The organism is Pseudomonas sp. L13, assembly GCF_009935965.1.
Taxonomy (GTDB): Bacteria; Pseudomonadota; Gammaproteobacteria; order Pseudomonadales; family Pseudomonadaceae; genus Aquipseudomonas; species Aquipseudomonas lactis.
The window spans coordinates 1-6,548 of sequence record NZ_QODJ01000116.1 but is presented as its reverse complement, the minus strand read 5'-3'; the positions used below and the strand labels follow the sequence as shown (position 1 = coordinate 6,548).

At 61.0% G+C, this 6,548-nt stretch carries 5 protein-coding genes; 3 read left to right on the top strand and 2 right to left on the bottom strand.

Annotated elements, in window-relative coordinates; genetic code table 11:
• Window positions 1-216: 216 nt before the first annotated feature.
• Entirely contained in the window at window positions 217-1,368 is a 1,152-nt protein-coding gene (macA, locus tag DK871_RS28065) for a macrolide transporter subunit MacA (protein WP_056784316.1), read from the top strand.
• Between the two features lie 3 nt (window positions 1,369-1,371).
• On the top strand, window positions 1,372-3,330 hold the full coding sequence (locus DK871_RS28060) for a MacB family efflux pump subunit (protein ID WP_161907443.1): 1,959 nt from the start codon (window positions 1,372-1,374) through the stop codon (window positions 3,328-3,330).
• 132 nt (window positions 3,331-3,462) lie between these two features.
• Here the strand turns inward: DK871_RS28060 and DK871_RS28055 are convergent, their stop codons facing one another.
• Together DK871_RS28055 and DK871_RS28050 are read right to left on the bottom strand one after the other, a co-directional pair.
• Complete coding sequence (locus tag DK871_RS28055; RefSeq protein ID WP_178116091.1) at window positions 3,463-4,134, bottom strand: helix-turn-helix transcriptional regulator; 672 nt, start codon at window positions 4,132-4,134, stop codon at window positions 3,463-3,465.
• Between the two features lie 230 nt (window positions 4,135-4,364).
• Window positions 4,365-5,609, bottom strand: coding sequence for a methionine gamma-lyase (locus tag DK871_RS28050; protein WP_161907441.1), 1,245 nt, complete (start codon window positions 5,607-5,609; stop codon window positions 4,365-4,367).
• A 123-nt stretch (window positions 5,610-5,732) separates the two neighbouring features.
• Between DK871_RS28050 and DK871_RS28045 the strand changes: the two genes are divergently transcribed.
• Window positions 5,733-6,203 carry an Lrp/AsnC family transcriptional regulator gene (locus DK871_RS28045; protein WP_014718112.1) on the top strand — a complete coding sequence of 157 codons (471 nt, stop codon included), beginning with the start codon at window positions 5,733-5,735 and terminating at the stop codon, window positions 6,201-6,203.
• Window positions 6,204-6,548 lie beyond the last annotated feature (345 nt).

The following is a 6,548-nucleotide window of genomic DNA, read 5'->3' as shown; positions in this document are numbered from 1 at the left end:
TGCCGAGTGGTGGGGCAAGAGCGTTTTGCTTACTTTTGCGCTTTTCAAAAGTGAGCCGCTGTAAGAGCGGAACCCTAAGTGGCCGTTACCTAAATAACGGATATGTACTCAGTCAAATCCAACATCCCGGTCGGCTGTCAGGCCGCCATCGCAGGCAAGCCAGCTCCCACACCGAGGGCCCTTGCCACGCATTCGTACTCGATCAAGAAGCCAACCATGCAAACGTCTAAATTCCGCAAAATCGGCATTCTGGCTTCAGTGGCCGTCGCAATCGGCCTGGCCATCTACACCGTAAACGCCCCCGCCGACGCCCCCCAATACCTCACCGCCACCGCCGAACGCGGCGATATCGAAAACGCGGTATTGGCCACCGGCCTGCTGGAAGGCGTCAAACAAGTCGACGTCGGCGCCCAAGTCTCCGGCCAGCTCAAGTCGCTGAAAGTCAAAGTCGGCGACAAGGTAAAGAAGGGCCAATGGCTGGCCGAAATCGACCCCTTGATCCTGCAGAACACCCTGCGCAAAGCCCAGGTCGATGAAGAAAACCTCCAGGCCCAACGCCGCGCAACAGCCGCGCAACTCAAGCAGGCCAAGTCCGTGTATGAGCGCTACAAAGGCTTGCAGGCCGACGAGTCGGTGTCACGCCAGGATTTCGAAGACGCCGAATCGACCTACCAGGTACAGCAGGCCAACCTGCTGTCCCTGGATGCACAGATCAAAAGCGCACACATCCAGATCGACACCGCCAAGGTCAACCTGGCCTACACCCGCATCAACGCGCCCATCGACGGCGATGTGGTGGGCATCGTCACCCAAGAAGGCCAGACCGTGATCGCCAGCCAGTTGGCGCCCGTGCTGCTCAAGCTGGCAGACCTGGACACCATGACCGTCAAGGCCCAAGTGTCGGAAGCGGATGTGATTCATATCAGCCCCGGCCAGCAGGTGTACTTCACCATTCTCGGCGAGGCGGACAAACGCTATTACGCCAAGCTGCGCGGCACTGAGCCGGCGCCGCAGAATTTCCTTGAAACCCAGACCGCCGGCACGCCGAAGCAAAACACTGCGGTGTTCTACAACGCGCTGTTCGACGTGCCCAACCCCGACCACCGCTTGCGCATCGCCATGACCGCCCAGGTGCGCATCGTGCTCGATACCGCCGAGGCCGCGCTGATGGTGCCCGTGGCGGCGCTGGGTGTGCGCAATGCCGATGGCCGCTACGAAGTGCGGGTGCTGGATGCCAAGGGCAAGGCGGTGGCGCGCACGGTGAAGACCGGTATCAATAACAACGTCAAGGTGCAGATCCTGGACGGCCTGGCCGAGGGCGACACCGTGGTGATCGGCGACGCCACGCCTGCCGTGGCGGGGAGTTGAGTCATGAGCCAGCCTCTGTTGGAACTCAAGGGCATCACTCGCAGCTTCATGGCCGGCGAGCGTGAATTCATTGCGCTCAAGGGCATCGACCTGAGCATCCATGCCGGGGAAATGCTGGCGATTATCGGCGCCTCCGGTTCGGGTAAATCAACCCTGATGAACATCCTCGGCGGTCTGGATTACGCCACCGCCGGTAGCTACAAGATCAACGGCATCGAAACCCGCTCCCTGGGCGATGAGCAACTGGCGGAGCTGCGGCGCGATTACTTCGGGTTTATCTTCCAGCGTTACCATTTACTCGCGCACCTGAGCGCTTTGCACAACGTGGAAATGCCGGCGATCTACGCCGGCACCCCGCAAAGCCAGCGCCATAGCCGCGCCGGGGAACTGCTGGCACGCCTGGGCCTGTCGAGCCACACCAGCCACCGGCCCAGCCAACTGTCCGGCGGGCAACAGCAGCGGGTGAGTATTGCGCGGGCCTTGATGAACGGCGGCGAAGTGATCCTGGCCGACGAACCCACCGGCGCGCTCGACACCCACAGTGGCAAGGAGGTGATGCGTATCCTCGCCGAGCTGCATGCGGCGGGGCACACGGTGATTATCGTCACCCACGACCCCAAGGTCGCGGCGAACGCCCAGCGCATTGTCGAGGTGTGTGATGGCGAGATCATCAGTGACAAGGCCAACGACAGCGTCGGCCTGGAATTGCCCGCCGAGGCGCCGGTCGAGCCCCGACGCAGCGGGGCGCGCCGCCTGGTGGCGAGCCTGGGGTTGTTCAAGGAAGCGTTCAACATGGCCTGGGTGGCGCTGATCTCCCACCGCATGCGCACCTTGCTGACCATGCTCGGAATTGTCATCGGCATCACTTCGGTGGTGTCGATCTCGGCCATCGGCGAAGGCGCCAAGCGCTATGTGCTCAAGGACATCCAGGCCATCGGCAGCAACACCATCGATATCTTTTCCGGCACCAGTTTTGGCGACAGCCGCGCCTCGGCCATCGAGACCTTGATGCCCTCGGATGTGGAGGCCTTGAACCAGCTGTATTACGTGGACAGCGCCACGCCGGTGGTGGGGCGCAACCTGTTGTTGCGCTACGGCAATATCGACCTGGACGCCCAGGTCAATGGCGTCAGTGATCGCTACTTCAAGGTCAAGGGCCTCAAGCTTGAAGCCGGCATTGCCTTCAGCGAAAGCGATGCAAGGCGCCAAGCCCAGGTGGTGGTGATCGACCATAATACCCGCCAGCGCCTGTTCGGGCCCAACATCGACCCGCTGGGCCAGGTGATCCTGATAGGTAACCTGCCGTGCACGGTGATTGGGGTGACGGCGGACAATAAAAACATGTTCGCCGCCAGCAAGGCCCTGAACGTGTGGGTGCCGTATGAAACCGCGGCGGGGCGTCTGCTGGGCCAGCGTCATCTGGACAGCATCACCGTGCGCATCAAGGACGGCCAGCCGAGCAAGGTGGTGGAAGACAACGTCAATAAGCTCATGCTGCAACGCCACGGCACCAAGGATTTTTTCACCAACAACCTCGACAGCATCATGCAGACGGTACAGAAAACCAGCCGCTCCCTGGCGCTGTTGCTGTCATTGATTGCGGTGATTTCCTTGCTGGTGGGCGGTATTGGCGTGATGAACATCATGTTGGTGTCGGTCACCGAGCGCACCCGTGAAATCGGGATTCGCATGGCGGTGGGGGCGCGGCAATCGGATATTCGCCAGCAGTTTCTGGTGGAGGCGGTGATGGTGTGCCTGATCGGCGGGATCATCGGGATCTCGCTGTCCTACGCCATCGGCTACCTGTTTTCGCTGTTTGTGAAGGAGTGGGAAATGGTGTTTTCGGTGGGTTCGATCGTTACCGCGTTTGCCTGTTCGACGTTGATCGGCATTGTGTTCGGTTTTGTGCCGGCGCGAAATGCGGCGCGGTTGGACCCGATAGAGGCACTGGCAAGGGATTGATCCGGACCACCCAACGGCGCTCAAACCTGTGGGAGCTGGCTTGCCTGCGATAGCGGCGTGACAGTCTCCCCAGGGTTGCTGACCCACCGCTATCGCAGGCAAGCCAGCTCCCACAGGGGATTTATGCTTGGCTTATAGGGTAGGGTCAGACTCGGTCGAGTACATCCACCGCAACAACGAATGCCGCCCGCTGATCCCCAACTTGATCGCCGCACGCTTGAGGTAGCTCTCGATGGTGTTGACCTTCAACGCCAGTTGCTCGGCCAGCTCCGGCGCAGTGCGCCCGGCCAGCAGGCCTACGCACACTTGCAGTTCACGGTTGGACAAGGTCAGCCCCGATTGCACCAGGCGCTCCTGAATGCGTCGGCGCAAGGTGTCGATGCCCTGGTGTTGCGGCACTGCCGATGGGCTGTCAGGGAGCGATGGCTGCAGCGCGGTGATGTGTTTTTCCACCATGGGCAGCAACAGCGTGGAGAAGTCCTGGAGCATGCTGCGTTCTTGCGCGGAGAAACTCTCGGACGGGTGCGAGCGATACACCGACAGTACGTAGCGCACATCGTCCTTGCGGCGCGTGAGGTGCAGTTGTGCGGCCAGTTGCTCGCTGCCCAGGGCCGCCACCGAATCGGTGTACACCGGGCTGATCTTGCGGCGACCAAGGCCTTCGCGGCTGACCTGCAATTGGGTGATATGGGTGGCGTCCACTGCCAGTTGGGTAAGGATCAGGTCATGCAGCATGCGTGGGAAATGGCGGCTGCCGGTGCTGGCGATGACCTTGCCTATCTGTGGGAACAGGTGTGAGTTCATCAATTCGTCCATGAGTTTCGTGCAGGTATTGGGCCTTATAGCGACGGGGATTAAGAAGGTAACTAATGTGAATAACCTGCAGTGATAGTGCGTCCCGCCGCTGACATGCTAGTACAGGCTGGCTGAAGGAGGGGGATCCAATCTGCGAAAAAAAAACATTAAGCAGGCACAGCGGCAGTCGGATCCTTCCGACCGCCGCCCAGGCACCGCAAAACGCTTGGGTTTGGGCGCTATTTCATCGCGTACGCCGCTGTCGTGGTGGGCCGCAGGTTGGCAGCGTTGCACTTGGCCAGGGCTTGTTGGATATCCGCCAGCAGGTCGGCGACATCTTCAAGCCCCACTGACAAACGTACCAGGCCCTCGCTGATACCGTGCTGCGCCCGTTGCTCGGGGGTGTAGGTGGAGTGGGTCATGCTCGCCGGGTGTTGAGCCAGCGATTCGGCATCCCCCAGGCTGACCGCGCGGGTGAACAATTGCAGCGTGTTCATGAAGCGCTGGCCGGTTTCGATGCCGCCCTTGAGTTCAAAGGCGATCATGCCGCCGGGCAGTTTCATTTGCCGGTTTGCCAGTTCGTACTGTGGGAAAGAACGCAGCCCGGGGTAGGTCACCCACTGCACTGCAGGGTGCGCCTGCAACGCCTCGGCCACCGCCTGGGCGTTGCTGCAATGGCGGTCCATGCGCAGGCCCAGGGTCTTGAGGCCGCGCATCAACAACGCGGCGTCCTGGGGTGACATCACCGCGCCGGTCAAGTCCTTGAGTCCTTGCAGGCGAATGCGCTGGGCCAAGGCCTGGTTGCTCACCGCGATGCCTGCGGTGATGTCGCCGTGGCCGCTGAGGTATTTGGTGGCCGAGTGCACCACCACATCGGCGCCCAGTTCCAGGGGACGTTGCAGGTAGGGGGTGCAGTAGGTGTTATCGACCACCACGGTGACGTTCGGCTGTTGATGGGCCAACTCGGCCACGGCGGCGATGTCGATCAGGCGCAGGTTGGGGTTGGCCGGGGTCTCGCAGTAGAGCATGCGGGTGGCCGGGGAGAAGGCTGCTTGCAGGGCGGCCAGGTCGGTCAGGTCGACATGCTGCACCTTGATGCCGAATTCGCCCAGGCCATGGTGCAACAGGGCGAAGGTACAACCATAAAGCGTCTGGCTGACGATGATCTCGTCGCCCGGGCGCAACAGGGTCCAGAACGTCGCGGCAATCGCGCCCATACCGGAGCTGAATGCCACGGCAGCTTCGCCGTTCTCCAGGCTGGCCATGCGTGACTCCAACAGGGCGAGGGTGGGGTTGGATATGCGTGTATAGAAATGGCCGCTGGCTTCGCCGGCAAAGCAGGCGGCGCCGTATTCGACGGTGGGGAAGGCGAAGGTGGCAGACAGGTAGATGGGCGGGACGAGGGCGCCGTGGTGGTCAGCGGGGTCATAGCCGTGGTGGATGGCACGGGTAGAAAAGCCGAAGCTGGCGTGTTTAGTGTGCATGTCGGGCGCTCCTTATTTCCTACAATGCTATGCTCATAACCACAGATGAACCTTGCTAAAAAGCCTGGAAAAACCTGCGTTTGTGGATCAAACACCGATAAAAATAATGATCAGAGGCACGTTATGCCCATCAAGCTGGACCGCACGGACAAAGCCCTTTTAAACGCGTTGCAAGGCAACGCCCGCCTGACCGTGGCCGAGTTGGCCGAGCGGGTGGCCCTCACCACGTCACCCTGCTGGCGCCGGGTGCGCACCCTGGAGGAGAGCGGGGTGATCAGTGGCTATCAGGCGATCCTTTCTCCCAAGGCGCTGGGTTATGGGGTGACCGCGTTTGTCAGCATCATGATGGAGAGCCACACCCAGGAAATCGCCCGGGCGTTCGAACAGCGGCTGTTGGCGATTCCGGAGATTGTGGCGTGCCATAACGTTTCGGGGCGCTATGACTTTTTGCTGGAAGTGGTGGCCAAGGACCTGGAGTCGTTTGGCGAGTTTGCCAGGGAGGTTTTGCAGACGTTGCCTTGCGTCAAGGAGATTTATTCAAGTTTTTCGTACAAGTCGGTGCGGCCGTTGCGGGTGATTCCGTTGCCGGGTTGACGGGGGGGGCTTACGGCGCCTTACCTACTGACACCCCCGCGATCCAACTGTGGGAGCTGGCCTGCGATGGTGACTTGCCAGCCTCCCATATCTGCCTGACACCCCACGATTCCAATGTGGGAGCTGGCTTGCCTGCGATGGCGGCCGAAAGCCGACATCTCTCTACCTGACGCCCCACAATCCAACTGTGCGGGCTTGCTCGCTAAGGCGGCCTGGCAGGCGACACAGTTGGATTGTGTACATATCCATTCCTGCGGTAACGGCCACCTAGGGTTCCGCTCTGACAGCGGGTCACTTTTGGAAAAGAGCCCCAAAAGTAACCAAAAGGGCTCTTGCCCCACCACT

Bases quoted from the DNA above. Each gene is read 5' to 3' on its own strand.
- macA (WP_056784316.1), top strand. From the start codon at position 217: ATGCAAACGTCTAAATTCCGCAAAATCGGCATTCTGGCTTCAGTGGCC.
- DK871_RS28060 (WP_161907443.1), top strand. From the start codon at position 1,372: ATGAGCCAGCCTCTGTTGGAACTCAAGGGCATCACTCGCAGCTTCATG.
- DK871_RS28055 (WP_178116091.1), bottom strand. From the start codon at position 4,134: ATGAACTCACACCTGTTCCCACAGATAGGCAAGGTCATCGCCAGCACC.
- DK871_RS28050 (WP_161907441.1), bottom strand. From the start codon at position 5,609: ATGCACACTAAACACGCCAGCTTCGGCTTTTCTACCCGTGCCATCCAC.
- DK871_RS28045 (WP_014718112.1), top strand. From the start codon at position 5,733: ATGCCCATCAAGCTGGACCGCACGGACAAAGCCCTTTTAAACGCGTTG.